This window comes from Streptomyces puniciscabiei, assembly GCF_006715785.1.
In the GTDB taxonomy this organism is placed as follows: Bacteria; Actinomycetota; Actinomycetes; order Streptomycetales; family Streptomycetaceae; genus Streptomyces; species Streptomyces puniciscabiei.
Genome location: NZ_VFNX01000001.1, coordinates 1,982,201 through 1,997,273 on the forward strand (window position 1 = coordinate 1,982,201; position 15,073 = coordinate 1,997,273).

The following is a 15,073-nucleotide window of genomic DNA, read 5'->3' on the forward strand; positions in this document are numbered from 1 at the left end:
GGGCGGCCGTCAGAGCCCGGCCAGGAGCTCCGCCAGCTCCTTGGGCCGCGACAGCATCGGCCAGTGCCCGGTCGGCAGCCCGATCATGGTCCAGTCCTGACCGGCCAGCATCGAGAAGGCCGGGACGCCCGCCGCCACCATGGCCTGCACCTGCTCGACCGAGAAGGTGCAGGCGACCAGGGTGCGGGGGGTGTCCGGGATCTCGGCGGGCCTGCGCGCGGGCCGCAGCACCATCGCGGCGGGCTGCGCCGAGGCGTGCTCGCGCATCAGCGCCAGATCCCGCGCCGAGAGTTCGGCCAGGGCGACCGGGTCCCGCAGTTGGTCGTCCTCGTCGAACGGCCGGGCCGGCAGCAGCCACCCCTGCCCCTCCGTCTCGATCTGCCGCCGCTGCTCCTCCTGTACCTCGGGCGGAAGGAACTCGATCTGCGCCATTCCGTCCGGGAACGGGGCCGTGTCGACGTAGACGATCCGGCGCAGCCGCTCCGGTACCCGGTCGGCGGCCGCCGTACCCGCGGTCGTCGCACCGCTGTGCAGGACCAGCACCACGTCGCTCAGGTCGCCGATCGCGTCGACGATGTCGGCGACATGGGTGGTGACGCTCACCTCGGGAGTCGCCTCACCGGCCCGCTCGCCCTGCCCGGTCAGCGACACCACCCTGACCTGGTGCCCGGCGTCCTCCAGCAGCCTGCCCACGTCCTCCCAGACCCAGGGGCCGAAGAAGAACCCGGGAACCAGCACGTATGTCGACATCTACGTTCTCCTTGCTCTGCCACGCTTTCTGACGCACCGAAGGTAGCCTTGTATCCGGGCGGAATCGGTCCGGATAAGCCGGCGAGGGAAGAGAAGGCTGTGCCGAAGGAGCGACCCACGACGCGCGTCCTGGCGATGCTGGAGCTTCTGCAGGACCGGCCGGGCATCAGTGGCCGCGACCTGGCGCAGCGGCTCGGCGTGGACGAGCGGACCGTACGCCGCTACGCCGCTCACCTCGCCGATCTCGGCATTCCGGTCACGGCCGATCGCGGACGCTACGGCGGTTACTGGCTGCCGCCGGCCTTCCGGCTGCCCCCGCTCACGCTCACCGACGGTGAGGCCGGCGCGGTCATCCTGGGGCTGCTGGTCGGCTGTCCCGGTCCGCCCGGAAGCTCGACGGAGAGCGCCCTCGCCAAGATCAACCGGGTGCTGCCCGCCGCTGTCGCGGACCGGGTCGCCGCCCTGCGCGACACACTCGCCTTCAGTCCCCACCCTGAGCCCGTCACCGCGCCCGACTCCCGGATCGCCCTGGATCTCGCCGCCGCGGCACGCGATCGTCGCCGGGTCAGCATCACGTATCGCTCGTGGCGGGGCGAGACCTCCGAACGCGACCTGGACCCCTACGGCCTGGTCTTCCACTCGGGTCGCTGGTACGTGACGGGTCTGGACTCGCGCCGCGCGGCGATCCGGGTGTTCCGCATCGACCGCATCGATTCCCTCCGGCCCGCCGCGGACCCGCAGGCCGCCGCGCCCCCGCCCGGTTTCGACCCGGCCGCGCAGGTCACCGAGTCCCTCGGCGAGGTCGCCGGCAGGCACCAGGTCCGGGTGCTCCTGCACACCACCCTCGAACAGGCCGCCCGTCGCATCCCACCGACCGCGGCGACCCTCATCCAGACCTCCGAGGGAATTCTGCTGGACACGCGCGCGGAGCGGTTGGACACCATGGCCGGCTATCTGGCCGGCCTCGGCTGTCCTTTCACCATCCACCAGCCGGCCGAGCTCCGCGACGCCCTCGCGCGGCTGTCCGACCGGCTCGCCTCCTACGCCGCCCGCACGGGGACGGCAGACACGCCGTTCAGCCCTTGACGGCCGTGATCATGGCATGCTCCATGGGCAGTCCCCCGACGGCGCTGACCTGGTCGAAACCGGCCTTGCGCAGCATCCGCTCGTAGTCGGCGACCGGGTACGCCATGCCCTCACCCGTGGCGATCACGTTCAGGAACAGCGACAGTGAGGTGGCGATGATCCCGCCCGCCTCGTCCGCCGCCGTGTTGCACGAGTAGATCAACACGCGGCCGCCGGGGCCGAGCGCCTCGTAGGCCTTGGCGAGCAGCGTCTCCACCCGCTGTGCGTCGAAGACGTCGAGCACGCTGCTGAACAGGATGGCGTCCATGCCGGACGGGAACGGGTCGATGAACATGTCGCCCGGCTCGAAGCGCACCCGGCCGTCCAGGCCGGCCGGCAGTTTGCGCGCGGCGAGTTCCGTCACCGACGGCAGGTCGAACACCGTGACCGTGATGCCCGGACAGTGCCCGGCGATGGCGGCCGCCTTGGCGCCGCTGCCCCCGCCGACGTCGAGCAGGTGCCCGGTGCCCTCGAGGCCGGCCGTGCGCAGCAGGCCCTGCATCTCCTGGTGGGCGAAAGCGGCGATCGACTGGTGCAGGATCGCCTCGGTCTCCGGGTCCGCGCCGAGCCGTTCGTAGACCGACCCGCCCTCCCCCTCGTGCACCTTCAGCCCCTCATTGGTGCCCGAGCGCAGCGCTTGGGTGGTGTGGGCCATTCCGGCGTAGTCGGTGCGGTGCCGGGAGAGGAAGATGTTGCGCCAGCTCTCCGGGCCTCGCGGTGCGAGCAGCCGCTCCGCGACCGGCGCGTTGCTGTACCGCCCGTCGGTTCTGACCAGGAGGTCGATCGCGCACAGCGAGGCGAGCAGGATGCGCATCTTGTGCGGTGCGATGTCGGCTTGGTCCGCGAGTTCGTCGAGAGTGGCCCGCGGGTGCGCGGACAGGTGCCCGAACACGTCCAGCTCCAGGCCCGCGACGACGGCGTTGAACAACGTGTGGCCGTGCGCGACGAGCAGGAACCGCTGGTAGGCCTCGTCTTCGGAAGAGATCGCCATAGTGGTGTGGCTCTCCTGCTTCTGGGTCGGTTCGGACTGTTCGAGTTCTTCAAGCAGCGCCGCCACCTCGTCGTCGCTCATGGCGTCGACCTGGCGCTCGAGTTCGTCGGTGGCGTTCTCGCCGTCGATGAGCGTCGCCAGCGCTGCGATGGTCGGAGTGGTGAGGAAGGCGCCGAGGCCGACCGAGGCGCCGCGAGCGGTCACGACCCGGTGCAGCATCGTGACCGCGAGAAGGGAGTGTCCACCGGCACCGAAGAAGTCCTCGTGGATACCGACCCGCTCACGCTCCAGCAGTTCGGCCCAGAGCGCGGCCAGCCATTCCTGGGTCGGGGTGACCGGCACGTCGTCGGCGCCCTGGGCAAGCACGGTGTCCGCCAGGTCCCGCTCCGCCAGTGCGCGCCGGTCCACCTTGCCGCTGGAGTTGTGCGGGAACTCCGGCACGGCGACGATCCGGGCCGGAACCATGTACGAGGGCAGCCAGGCGCGTACGGCGTCCTTCAGCTCGGACTCACTGGTCGTCACGCCGTCCGCGAGCCGGACGAACGCCACGAGCCGCCGGTCGCCGTCGCCGAACTCCCTGCCGAGGACCACGGCCTCACGCACCCGGTCGTCGCGCTCCAGCGCCACCGCTGTCTCGTCGGGCTCGACCCGGTGTCCGCGGATCTTCAGCTGGTGGTCCTTGCGCCCGTGGCAGGTGAGCGAGCCGTCGGCGTGCCGCCGGAAGAGATCGCCGGTGCGGTACAGCCGCTCGCCGGTCACCGGATGCCTCACGAAACGCTCGGCGGTCAGCTCCGGCGCGTTGACGTAACCGCGGGCGAGGCCGGCACCGCCGATGCACAGCTCCCCCAGCACACCGGGCGGCACCGGACGGAGCTCGTCGTCGAGGACGTGCACGGTCGTCCCGGCGATCGGCGGGCCGATCAGCGGTACGGCGCTGCCGTCCCACCGCTGCGCCAGCGAGTAGACCGTCGTCTCCGCGGGACCGTACAGGTTCCACACGTGACCGACGGCGGCGCGGAGTTCGTCCGCGAGTTCGGGAGGCAGCGCCTCTCCCCCGGAGAGCGCGGAGCGCAGCCCGGACAGGTCGGCGCCGGCGTCGAGCAGCATCCGCCACGTGGACGGTGTGCCGTGCTGCACGGTCACGCCCTGGAGCAGGGCCGCCAGCCGGCGCGCGTCCCGGGCGTCCGCACGCTGGCACACGGTCACCGTCGCACCGACGGCCGGCGGCAGGAACAGCTCGATCACCGAGCCGTCGAACGGGAGGCTGGCCAGGGCGAGGGTCACGTCGTTCACGCTCATGACCTCGAGCTCGGCCATCGCGGCGAGGAAGTTCCCCAGACTGCGGTGCGTGACCGCGACACCCTTCGGACGCCCCGTCGAACCCGAGGTGTACATGATGTACGCGAGACGGTCCGGATCCTCGGGTACCGAGGACCGGGAGGGCGTACGGCGTGGCAGCTCGCGGACGTCGAGCGACGGGGGCTCCTGACCGTCGAAGTCCGGCAGTTCGGCCCCCGCGGTCAGCATCAGTTGCGCGCCGCTGTCGGTCAGCAGGTAGGCGAGCCGCTCCGGCGGATACTCCAACTCCAGCGGCAGGTACACGCCGCCGGCCTTCCAGATCCCGAGCACGGCCGGCAGCAACTCGATCGACCGGCCTGTGCCCACGGCCACCACAGGCTCGGTGCCGGAGATCCGCTCCCGGACCGCCGCGGCAATGGCGTCCGACGCCGCGTCGAGCTCCGCGAAGCTGAGCACCGCGCCGTCGCAGCGCACCGCGGGCGCGTGTGGCCGCAGTGCGACCTGCTGGGCGAACAGCTCACCGAACGTGGACGCGAACGCCGGCCGCGTCGGCACGGCGGCCGTCCGCAACGCCACAAGGCGCGCGGCCTCGGGCTCCAGCGGGTACCGCCCGATCGGCAGGTCGGGCTCCGTCGCGATGCCGGCCAGCAGGGTGGCGTACTGCTCGAGCAGCCGCTCGGCCGTCGGACCCTCGTAGAGATCGGTGTTGTAGTCGAGCCGTCCGCCGAGGCCGTCGCCCGACTGTTCCACGGTGAGCTCGAGATCCAGCCGTGCGGTGTTGTTGGAGAAGGCCACCGGACGCAGGCTCAGCTTGGGGGTGACCGGTACCTCCGCGTCTCCGAGCGGCAGGCTCCCCATGCTGAACAGCACCTGGTAGAGCGGGTTCCGGCTGGTGTCACGAGCGCCGCCGAGCCTCTGGACGAGCGACCCGAACGGCAGGTCCTGGTCCGCCATTCCGGCCAGGATGGCGTCCTGGACCCGATCGACCAGCTCGCCGAACCGCGGTTCGCCGGTGGCGTCGATCCGCATCGGCAGCGTGTTGGCGAACGGGCCGATCAGCGCCTCGGTACCCGGCCGTACGCGCCCGGACACCACGGCCCCGATGACCGCGTCGTCCAGCCCGCTGTACCGGGTGACGAGCACGTGCAGGGCCGCCAGCATGACGGGGAACAGCGTGCCACCGCGCTGCCTGGCCAGGGCACGCAGGTCCGCGGCGACCGCCGGGGGCAGATGGAACGGAATGCTCCGGCCGTTGAAGGTCTGCACCGCGGGGCGCTCACGATCGGCGGGGACGAACGCCGGCGCGGCTCCCGCCAACCGGGCCCGGCAGGCCTCGATCCGGTCGTCGGCCTCGTCGAGACGACGCCACTGCCAGGCGGCGAAGTCCGCGAACTGCTCGGTCAGCGGCGGCAGCACAGGAGCGGTACCGGCCGACCGAGCCCGATAGGCCGCGCTCAGTTCCTCCATGAGCACCCCGACCGACCAGCCGTCGGCGGCGATGTGATGCACGATCCACAACAGCAGGTGGTCCTGCGACGCGAGCGAGATCAGCTCGCTGCGGACCACCGGACCGTTCTCCAGGTCGAACCGGAGGCGGGCCCGCTCCTCGGCGTACGCGAACGCCGCCCGCTGCCGCTCGGCCTCCGTCGCGCCCGGCACCGTCACGACGGACAGCTCGGGCGGCGGCCCGGGGACGGCCATGGCGGTGCCGTCCTCGAACCGAAAGCGGCAGGCAAGCACCTTGTGCCGCTCGGTGACGTCCTGAAGGGCCCGCCGCAGCACGGGCACCGACAGCGGCCCGGTCAGCCGGAGTGCGAAGGGCACCACATACGGAGCGCCGTCTCCCGACCAGAGCCGGTCGAGGAACAGCTGATGGGCCTGGCCCGGCCCGGCGGGCCAGGCGGCGGGCTCGGGACCCACGGCTGCGGCGGCCGGCTCGTGGCCCACGGCTGCGGCGGCCGGCTCGTGGCCCACGGCTGCGGCGGCCGGACCGACCGCCTGCGCGCGGCCGAGGAACGCGGCACGCTCCTCGGCCGTCATCCCGGCGAGCTGGTGGAGCGCCTTTCGCATGGTTGACTCCTCTCGTCGGGGTACTACGCACAGCGGGCGAGGAGCTAAGCGGCGCTCGGCACCGCCGCGGTCTTGTCCTCTTCTGCCGCGGGCTTGATCGTGTGCTGGGTGATCAGGTAACAGACGACCGCGCCCACCGCCAGCACCGCGCCGGCGATCACGAAGGAGAGCGAACGGCCCTGCTCGGCCGCCTTCGCGGCCGCCGTGCCCGAAGCGAGGAGCGAACGCTCGTGGCTCAGCCCGATCGTGATGATCACTGACAGGCCGAACGACTGGCTGAGCTGCTGCAGTGACGTCAGCACACCCGAGCCGAGGCCCGCGTTCTCCGGAGAGACACCGTCGAGCGCGGACAGCTGGAGCGCGGGGGCCGCGAGGCCGGATCCAAACGCGGCGAGCCCCATCCCCGGCAGCAGTCCGGTGACGAAACCGCCGTCACTGCCGAGCAGGCTGAAGAGGAAGATTCCGACCCCGATGACGAGCAGCCCCGCCGACAGCAGGATGCGCGAACCGGCCACCGGCATCAGCTTGGTGGAGATCACCAGCCCAGGGATGAACAGCACGGTGTACGGCAGCCAGGCCAGGCCGCTCTCCAGCGGCGAGTAGTGCACGGTCTGCTGCATGAAGAGCACCACGAGGAAGAACATCGCCGAGGTGGAGACCGCCATGAACGCCTGCCCCGCGTACCCGGTCAGTCGGGTGCGGCTGGTGAAGAACTGCAGCGGAATGAGCGGCGTCGCGCTGCGCAACTGCAGGACGGCGAACACGGCGACGGCGACGACGCCGCCCACCAGGGGACCGAGCACCTTGAGCCCGCTCCAGGGGTGGACGATGCCGGTGAGCAGGCCCTGCACGATGGCGATCATGCCGCCGGTCAGCAGCACGCCGCTGAGCCAGCTCGGTCGGCCCCCACCGGTCTCCTTGCTCTCCGGCGCCAGCTTGAGGGTCATCACCAGCGAGATCACGCACGGCGGGACCCCGATGTAGAACACCCAGTGCCAGCTGGCCAGGTCGGTGAGGACTCCGGACAGCAGAACGCCCGACGCGGCGCCCAGGCCGGCCAGCCCGCCCCAGATGCCCAGCGCCTTGGTCCGCTCCCGCTCGTCGGTGAACAACAGCGCCACCATGGACAGGGCGGCAGGAGCCGCGAGCGCCTCACCGACGCCCTGCGCGAACCGGCTCCCGATGAGCATGGCCGATGAGGTGGACAGGGCAGCGGTGAGCGACGACACGGCCAGCAGCGCCGCGCCCGCGGTGAACACGCGGCGGCGCCCGAAGAGGTCGCCGAGCCGGCCGCCGAGCAGCAGCAGACCACCCGCGGCGATCAGGTACGCGTTGACCACCCAGGTCAGCTGGGACTGGGTCAGGTCCAGGTCGCGCTGGATCGAGGGCAGCGCGACGTTCACATTCGTCGCGTCGAGGAAGATGATGAACTGGACCAGAGCCAGCCCGATCAGAGCCTTCCAGCGAAGCGGATTCGGCGCCGGTGCGGCCTCGGTGTGGCCAGCCATCTGCACTCCTGGTTCGTCGCGCGCGGTCATGGTCGTGGGACGCTCGGTACGGTAGGAACGACTGGTTATCGGCCGGTTACGCTGATCAACCTCGCAGGCTGCCGGCCAGGCCGCGCAGCGTCGCCAGCCGGTAGACGTCACCGACGGTCGGCCGCGCCAGGCCCCGAGCGTGCAGTTCTGCGACGAACCTGCTGATGATCAGCGAATTGCCGCCCGCGTCGAAGACGTTGTCGTCGCCACGTACGCGCAGCCCGGTGAGCTGCTCCCAGATCTCGATCAGCAGGCCCTCGGACGCCGCCGGAACGTCGGATGCCGGAACGAGGCCGGGCCGCGGCAGCCCCGCCCGGTCCAGCTTGCCGTTCACCGTCAACGGCAACGCGTCGAGCGCGGTGATCGTGGCCGGGACCATGTACTCGGGCAGCAGCGCCCGCAGCTGACGCCGTGTCGTCAGCGGGTCCACCCCGGCAGGCACCACATAGGCATCGAGACGGGCGGCGTCCGGCGTGCCGCCGACCACCACCGCCGCGGCGGTGACGCCGTCCGCGGCGAGCAGCGCGGCCCGCACCTCGCCGAGCTCGATCCGGTAGCCGCGGAGCTTGACCTGATCGTCCAGCCGGCCGAGATGCTCGACCGTCCCGTCGGGGAGCATCCGGCCGTAGTCCCCGCTCCGGTACACCCGCGTGCCGTCCGGATCCACACCGAACCGTTCGGCGGTCAGGTCGCTCAGGCCGAGATAGCCGAGCGCCACCCCCACGCCGCCTACGTGGATCTCTCCCGGCACGCCGAGCGGAAGGAGCCGGCCGACCCGGTCCCGGATGGTCAGCGACTCCCCCGGCAGCGGGACGCCCACCGAGCGGGACGCCGTCTCGGCGATCTCCGGCGTCACCGTGATCCAGGTGCTGTGCACCGTCGTCTCGGTGATGCCGTAGAGGTTGACCAGCCGGCACACGCCCGGCGGGTGACGCCGGAACCAGGGCAGGAGCGCCCGGGTGTCGAGCGGCTCCCCGCCGAACGTGACCAGGCGGACCGCCAGTCCGGGCGAGGCGTCCCGATCGGCGTCGATCAGCATGCCGAAGGCGGTGGGCGTCTGATTCAGCACCGTCACCTGCTCCTGGGCGAGCAGCCGGTGCAGCTCGTCCGGGGTGCGGGTCACCCGCCGCGGCACCACGACCAGCCGGCCTCCCGTGGTCAGCGCGCCCCAGATCTCCCACACGGACATGTCGAACGCGACCGAGTGGAAGAACGCCCAGACGTCGGAGGCGGCGAACCCGAACTCGGTCCCGGTGCCGCCGATCAGCGCGGTGACGCTGCGGTGCGCGACCGCGACCGGCTTCGGCGTGCCGGTCGAGCCCGAGGTGCAGATGACATAGGCCACGTCGCTCGCCTCACCTGCGCGCGCCGGCGGTGTCGGCGGCTGCCGTTCGGCGGTGGTGGCGAGCAACGCGGGCGACACGGTCCGATACGGCCCGGCCGGGAAGTCCGCCGACGCCGCCACGACGAGCCGGGGGGTGGCAGCGCCGACCATCCGCGCCAGCCGCTCCGGCGGATTGTCCGGCTCCATGGGCAGGTACGCCGCTCCGGCACGCAACACCCCGAGCAGTACCACCACCAGCTCCCAGCCCCGGGCCATGCAGACGCCGACACGGTCGCCGTGCTCGACGCCGAGCTCCTGCAGCGCTCGGGCGACCCGGTTCGCGGCCTTGTCCAGGCCGGCGTAACTGAGCCGGGTGTGGCGGTCGGTGATCGCGGTGGCGTCGGGCCTCTCGGCGGCGCGGGCGGCGACGAGCTCGTCGATCGTCCGGTGCTCAGCGGGTGCTTCGCACGCGGTACCCAGTCGCCGGACGCGTGATCGGCCGGCCGCGTCCAGCAGCTCGAGCCGGGCCAGTTCGCCGTCCCCGGCGAACAGTTGCGTGGCGACGTGAGCGACGGCACGCCCGAACTGCTCTGCGGCTCGCGGACTGATCAAGTCACCGCGGACGGCGGTGGTGAGGCCGGTGCCGACGGTCAGGGTGAGCGGGAACCCGGCGTCCGCCGCCTGGTGGAACCGGACCTCGACGATCGGAACGCCGTCGCCCAACGTCCCCGCGAGGAGGGGACCGAAGCGAGGCCACGTCCCCTCGAGCGCGTCCTCCGCGACAGCGAGCAGGTCGGCGACCGGGGTCGCCGGGTCGGTCGGGAAGGCGACCAGAGCCGGGCGCTCCGCCGTAGCGCTCTCGCGCACCGCCAGTACGGTGACCGACAGGCCGTGGTACCTGCCGAGGACGACCGCGGCCGCCGCGAGCACACAGTGCCGTGGGACCGAACCCAGATCGTGCGAGCTCGGACCGGCCGGTTCATCGGAATCCAAGAGCCCCCAGTCGGGCCGCGGATACGTCGCGGCGAGCAGCGCGCCGATCCGGTCCTCGACGCCGTCGGCCAGCCACTCGATCAGCTCCAGGACCGGGCCGGCATCGTCCGCCAGGTACATGTGGCCACCGGCGACCTCGATGTAACGCAGCGGCAGAGTGGTCGCCTCCTGCCAGCGTGCCGAGTCGGCAGCGCTCACCAGACCGTCGGCCGCTCCGCGCAGCACGGTGATCGGCACGTCGAGAGGGGTGACCGAGGTCCGCCGGTAGTTCTCGTACATCTCCTGGTCGGCCCGGAGCACCGGCAGCAGCAGGGCGGCCATCTCCGCGTCGGCCAGCGCCGGGTGGGCGTAACCGGCCAGTTCCTCGAGCCGTGCCAGGAATTCCCGGTCCGGCAGCCCGGTGGTCCGCCGGTGCCGGGGCACCGTGGGGCCGGGCGTACCGCTGATGATCAGATGCCGGAGTCGCACGCCGTGTCCGAGGAGCAGTTCGGCCAGCTCGAAGGCGACGGTGCCGCCCAGGCAGTGGCCGACCAGCACGGCCTCGTCGCGGCCGTCGAGGGCCGCGAGAACCCGGGGCAGCAGGTCGGCGGCGGCCGCGGCCACCGTGCGGTGCGGCGGCTCGCCGAACCGCTTGTCGTGCCCGGCCAGGTCGGGCGCGATGATCTCGACGTCCCCGTGAACCTGCCAGGGGCGGAAGAACGACGCGCCGGCGCCGGTGTGCGGAAGACAGATGACCGGCAGCCGGGTCGCCGGGCCGGCGGGGGTCGTCGCGCTGATGACATCAGCCAGCTCCGCGGCATGGTCCCGGGCGAAGTAGTGACCGCCTCCCTCGACAAGGTCGAGCCGCACCGTGTCGGCGAACACCGACCAGCCGCGGTAGCCGTGTTCCGGATCCGGGGTGACCGGATCGGCGGTGCCGAGCACGCAGTGCAGCGGGGCGCGCAGCCGTGACCCCGGCGCGCTGTGCGCTGCGGCCTGGAACCTCGTCGCGCCCTCCATGTCGTGCCGTACCGCGGCGAGCACCTGCTCGCGATCGGCGTCGTCGAGCGGGCCGTCGAAGCCGCCGATGGCCTTGATGTAGCTGTAGAAATCGTCGCCGGAGCTGTCGGTGACGCGGGCCAGATTCACTTCGGCGTCCGGGTCGGTCAGGCTGGCACCGACATGGACGGCGCGCAGGTCGGCGCCCCGGGCCTCGAGTTCGCGGGCCACCGCCACCGCGAGGGACGCGCCCGCGCAGTGCCCGTAGACCATGACGGCTCCGGTCACGCGCTCCTGGACCTCGCCGACCAGTCGCGAGACGGCCGTGTCGAAGTCCAGGAAGTCACCGGCGTCGCCTTCATGTCCGGGCAGACTCGCCGCCCACAGCCGGAACCGCGGCGGCAGGGCGTCCGCGAGCGGCTGGTAGGCGGTCGCGGCCCCACCGGCGTAGGGAATCGCGATGACGGTGATGTCGGCCTCGGAGTCGTCGCTGGTGAGTGGCCAGAGCAGCTGGTCGGTCGACGGCCGTGCCCCATCGGCCAGATAGGCGGCGAGCGCGGCGGCGGTCCGGTGGCGGAACAGCGCGGCAAGCGGCACGTCGCCACCGAGCAGCCGGCGTACCTTGAGCGCGGCGAAGGAGTTGCCGCCCAGGTCGAAGAAGTCGCTGTGCGGCTGCACGTCGTCCGTGCCCAGGACTTCCTGCCAGGCGTGGCGAACTCGCTCCAGCATCTCCGGGGCCGTGGAGGAGACGGCCTCCGGCGCCTTCTTCTCGACGGCCTCCAGCTCCGGGGCGGCGGCCGACGCGGCCGTGGTCACCCGGGCCGGGGGGCGCGGCGGCTCGGGCAGCAGGAGGTCCTCGATCCCCAGATCCGGGTCGGCCGCCACCGCGTCGGCCACCCGCGCGTAGAACGCGGCGAGCCGATCGGCGGACGCCGGGGCGAACAGATCCCGGGCGTAGACGAGGTCCAGTACGAGCGCTCCCGCGTCGGCGCGCACCATGAAGTTGAGGTCGAACTTGGCGGCCCTCAGCTCCGGGACGAGCCCCTCCGCAGTCAGTCCGTCGTAGGCCGGCAGCTTTTGGTACGCGGTGGACTCGCCGTCCGACTCCTCGAGCTGGACGTGAACCCGGATCAGCGGCATCCGGGTACCGGACCGCTCCGTCCGCAGGGCGTCGACGAGCAGTCCGAACGGCAGCGCGCTGCCCTCGTAGTCGGCGATCAGGTCGCGCCGCGTACGCGCGAGCAGCTGCCGGAACGTCGGGTTTCCCGAGAGGTCGGCACGGACCGGGAACGCGTTGGTGAACAGCCCGATCAGGTGGCGCAGTTCAGGCTGCTCACGCTGGGCGACGGTGGAGCCGAACAGCAGGTCGCGCTGCCCCGTGTAGCGGGTGAGCAGCACACCGAGCAGCGCGGCGACGGTCATGAACCGGGACGCGCCCTCTCCCCGGGCGATCTCGTCGAGGCGGTCCACGGTGGGCTGGGGAATCGTCGCCCGGCACAGGTCGCCCTCGGCCGTCTGTGCCGGACCGGCGGGGCGGTCGGTCGGCAGCGTCATCTCCGCGCCATCGAGCCGGGTACGCCAGTAGCCGGTCAGACGGTCCAGTTCCGCCGCGTCGAGCCGGTCTCGTTGCCAGCAGGCGAAGTCCGCGTACTGGACGGGGAGCGGGGGCAGCGCCGAAGGGACGCCGCGCAGCGCCGAGTTGTAGCGGTCCGCCAGTTCGGCGTGCAGGAGCGGTACGGACCAACCGTCGCAGGCGATGTGATGCACGGTGAGCAGGAGCAGGTGCGCCTCCGGGCCGAGCCGGAGCAGCTCCGCCCGCAGGAGAGGACCGGCACCCAGGTCGAACCGGGCCGCCTGCGACGCGGCGACCCGCCGGGAGACCTCGCCGTCAGCCGCGCCGGTCAGGTCGAGGACCGGCAGCGGCACCGGAGCGGGCGCGCCGACGACCTGGTACAGCACGCCGTCCTGCTCGGTGAACGTGGTGCGCAGCGCCTCGTGCCGCTCGACCACCCCGGTCAGCGCGCTGCGCAGCGCGTCGGTGTCGAGGCGGCCGCGCAGCGACACGGGCAGCGGCACGTTGTACGCGGACGAGCCCTGCTCCAGCTCGGTGACCATCCACAGCCCGGCCTGCGCGTAGGAGGCGGGGACGAGCGCCCCGGCCGGGTTCCGCCGAGGAATGCCGGTCTGCCGGCTCACCCGGCGCTCTGCGAGAGCCTCCAGCAGCCGAGCACGTTCCGGTGATCGGGCCGGCGACCCTGGGCGAGGGGCGATCGTCACCTGTTCTCCTTGGACTCGGCAAGTCTCCCAAGACCGTAGAGAGGTGCGGTTAGCCCGAGGTTATGCAGCGAGAAAGCGGGAGATGTCGCGGAGCTCCCCGTCGAGGGCCTCTATGCCGACGCCGCCCAGATCGGCGTCGAACGGCTCCAGGGCGATGCCACGTGTCCGGTCCCGGCGCCAGACTCCGCGGACCAGACCGTCCACCACGATGGTGGGGCTGATCTGACCGCCGCCCGGCCAGACCTTGCGCTCGTGCTCGGGCTCGACGGACATCCGGCGATCCGTGAACCCCACCAGATAGTTGTCGTAGGCCGGCAGCAACCGGACGTCGCCGGTCGGCTCCGGGCAGGGCGCTGCGTCCGCCGGCAGAGCGTACTCGTCCAGACCTCCGACGCGGCACGGTTCGATCAGACCGCCCTCGAGCAGTTCCTTCCACACGGAGCGCACAGCAGGCAGCCCGAGCCCCGACCACGTGGCGAAGTCGGCCACCGTCGCCGGCCCGTGCGCCGCCAGGTACCTGAGCAGCAGCTCTCTGACCGCATCCGCCCCGGAAGGTCCGGCGGATGCAGGCAGCCAGTCCTTCGCGAGCACGTAGGTGGCGCAGCCGTCCTCCCTGACCGGACCAAAACAAACAACCCCGAGCAGAGCGGATCGGCGGACGAGGTGGAACGGCACCTGCCCAGAGGCGTCGAGGCCCTCCTCCTTCATCCGCACCGCGAGCTCGTCCCGGGTCAGGGGGCCGCCGGCAAGAGCCTCGGTGATCACCCGCTCCCCCAGTGCCAGCTCGGCCGCCCCGAGCCCCAGCTCCCGATACCGGCGCTCGCTGCGACGCAGCAGCTGCGGAGCGAGCAGTTCACGGAGCCAGCCCGCGTCGGCGGCCGGGACGATGTACAGCGTGCCGCGCATGAACCAGCCCCGGACCAGACTGCGTTCGGCACCGAGCGCCCGGAACACGTCCGCCTCGGTCAGCCCGGAGCCGCGCGCCCTGACTCCCAGCGCGGCCGCCCTCAGATCCTGCGCCTGCACCGCCAGGCACCGCTCCAGCACGGCGGACGCGGACGTCGCGCGCAGGTCGCCGCTTACGCCCTGCGACCATGCTCGGAGCAGTCTGGCCTGAGACGGGCCGAGCTCCCGCACGTTCATCCCCCTCATCGTTCCCCCAGCGCTGCCGCCGGTTCCCGAACCGTAGCCGATGGCCGTCTCCCACGAACAGTGAACGGGTCCAACCCCGGTCGCCGGACCTCGGGTTGCAGCCCTGACCAGGGCACGAGGCGAATTCCGGTGATGCTCCTGGCCGGGGCGTTCCGTCATGTCGTGCGTCAGTTCCAGGGCCCTGTCACCGTCGCGAACCAGGAGCGTGGTGATCTGGGCCTGCTGCCCGACCGGACCGGCGAGCATCGTGCGCGTCAGCGCCTCGTCGCCGAACCTCCGTGCCACCTCGAGCGGCTTGTGCGGATCACCGGCCGGTCCCACCACCTCTACAGGTATCTCCTGATCGCTGATGCTGACGGTCCACGAGGCGCACTGGGCGTACACCTGTCGCATGTCAGCCATCCAGCTCACGGCGGCCCCGGCCACCCGCCCTGACCAGCAGGCGCTCAAGGTCCCCGGACGGGTGGTCGTTGACGAAGCCTCAGGTGTGCTCACCGCCTACGAATCCGTACGCCTCCGCGACCTGGAAACCAGCAGACCGGCGTCGACCGTCGCCTGACGGTCAAGAGCACAGAC

7 protein-coding genes are annotated in these 15,073 nt (G+C 72.0%); 2 read left to right on the forward strand and 5 right to left on the reverse strand.

The genetic code is table 11. The features are described 5' to 3' along the window. Nucleotides 1–9: 9 nt before the first annotated feature. Entirely contained in the window at nucleotides 10–750 is a 741-nt protein-coding gene (locus FB563_RS08835) for an alpha/beta fold hydrolase (RefSeq protein ID WP_055705530.1), read from the reverse strand. Between the two features lie 99 nt (nucleotides 751–849). On the opposite strand from FB563_RS08835, the gene FB563_RS08840 reads away from it, so the two are divergent. Further along, nucleotides 850–1,836, forward strand: a complete 987-nt coding sequence (locus FB563_RS08840; RefSeq protein WP_234357691.1) for a helix-turn-helix transcriptional regulator — start codon at nucleotides 850–852, stop codon at nucleotides 1,834–1,836. Here FB563_RS08840 and FB563_RS08845 read toward each other — a convergent pair. The 4 genes from FB563_RS08845 to FB563_RS08860 form a co-directional block, all read right to left on the reverse strand. Further along, nucleotides 1,826–6,235 carry a non-ribosomal peptide synthetase gene (locus tag FB563_RS08845; protein WP_055705532.1) on the reverse strand — a complete coding sequence of 1,470 codons (4,410 nt, stop codon included), beginning with the start codon at nucleotides 6,233–6,235 and terminating at the stop codon, nucleotides 1,826–1,828. The genes FB563_RS08840 and FB563_RS08845 overlap by 11 nt on opposite strands. Before the next feature lie 44 nt (nucleotides 6,236–6,279). Next, nucleotides 6,280–7,743: an MFS transporter gene (locus tag FB563_RS08850; RefSeq protein WP_055705533.1), complete on the reverse strand. Its 1,464-nt coding sequence runs from the start codon at nucleotides 7,741–7,743 to the stop codon at nucleotides 6,280–6,282. Nucleotides 7,744–7,828: 85 nt separating this feature from the next. Beyond that, nucleotides 7,829–13,264, reverse strand: a complete 5,436-nt coding sequence (locus tag FB563_RS08855) for a non-ribosomal peptide synthetase (protein ID WP_055705534.1) — start codon at nucleotides 13,262–13,264, stop codon at nucleotides 7,829–7,831. 141 nt (nucleotides 13,265–13,405) lie between these two features. Continuing rightward, entirely contained in the window at nucleotides 13,406–14,488 is a 1,083-nt protein-coding gene (locus FB563_RS08860) for a winged helix DNA-binding domain-containing protein (RefSeq protein ID WP_159045481.1), read from the reverse strand. A 400-nt stretch (nucleotides 14,489–14,888) separates the two neighbouring features. On the opposite strand from FB563_RS08860, the gene FB563_RS42830 reads away from it, so the two are divergent. Further along, on the forward strand, nucleotides 14,889–15,056 hold the full coding sequence (locus FB563_RS42830; RefSeq protein WP_159045482.1) for a hypothetical protein: 168 nt from the start codon (nucleotides 14,889–14,891) through the stop codon (nucleotides 15,054–15,056). The last annotated feature ends 17 nt before the right edge of the window (nucleotides 15,057–15,073 follow it).

Bases quoted from the DNA above. Each gene is read 5' to 3' on its own strand.
- FB563_RS08835 (WP_055705530.1), bottom strand. From the start codon at position 750: ATGTCGACATACGTGCTGGTTCCCGGGTTCTTCTTCGGCCCCTGGGTC.
- FB563_RS08845 (WP_055705532.1), bottom strand. From the start codon at position 6,235: ATGCGAAAGGCGCTCCACCAGCTCGCCGGGATGACGGCCGAGGAGCGT.
- FB563_RS08850 (WP_055705533.1), bottom strand. From the start codon at position 7,743: ATGGCTGGCCACACCGAGGCCGCACCGGCGCCGAATCCGCTTCGCTGG.
- FB563_RS08860 (WP_159045481.1), bottom strand. From the start codon at position 14,488: ATGAACGTGCGGGAGCTCGGCCCGTCTCAGGCCAGACTGCTCCGAGCA.
- FB563_RS42830 (WP_159045482.1), top strand. From the start codon at position 14,889: ATGTCAGCCATCCAGCTCACGGCGGCCCCGGCCACCCGCCCTGACCAG.